This window comes from Mesorhizobium sp. M7A.F.Ca.CA.001.10.2.1, from assembly GCF_003998575.1.
Lineage (GTDB): Bacteria > Pseudomonadota > Alphaproteobacteria > Rhizobiales > Rhizobiaceae > Mesorhizobium.
The window spans coordinates 1-620 of sequence record NZ_RZQY01001261.1 but is presented as its reverse complement, the minus strand read 5'-3'; the positions used below and the strand labels follow the sequence as shown (position 1 = coordinate 620).

Genomic DNA, 620 nt, shown 5'->3' with positions numbered 1-620 from the left:
GCCGACTATCGCGCCAATCTGATCACGGTGATGGCCAAGCGCGCGGTGGCTGCCGCCAACGCCTGACACGATCCGTTGTGGACACGGAGAAGGGGTCATGCGGCCCCTTTTCCTTTTGTGGCGACCTGTAGTTGCCCAAACTTTTGATGGAATCGCCCCCGCACCAATCGTTTGCCTGAGCAATTTCTTCCGCCGACACTTCACCTGGAACTGCACCGGCGGCAATCTCGCACTTGCACAAATCCATATTGCACTGCAATATGGATTTGGGCGGGAATGCGAGCCGGGTTCGAAATGTCGTGCCCTTTCGCATGCCTATTTGCGAGAGGATCGGCATGACCGACATTTCCGCGACGCATGTCGTTCCGTCCCGATCCGCCGCCGACAGATCAACCAGAACAAGACTGGCCTATCTCGACGGCTGGCGCGGGCTTTCGATCGCACTGGTGCTGATCGGCCATTTCTTTCCGGTTCCGGGAATCAATCTTGGCGTGCTGGGCGTCGAATTCTTTTTCGTGCTCAGCGGCCGGCTGATGGGCGAGATCCTGTTCATCGAACGCTACCCGCTGAAAAAATTCTTCAAACGCCGCTTCTCCCGCATCTATCCGGCTCTTCTGGTC

General features: G+C 57.4%; 1 protein-coding gene. It reads left to right on the top strand.

Annotated elements, in window-relative coordinates; translation table 11 throughout:
* Positions 1-335: 335 nt before the first annotated feature.
* The coding region (locus tag EN964_RS36525) for an acyltransferase (protein ID WP_164776580.1) at positions 336-620 on the top strand (285 nt) is incomplete at its 3' end.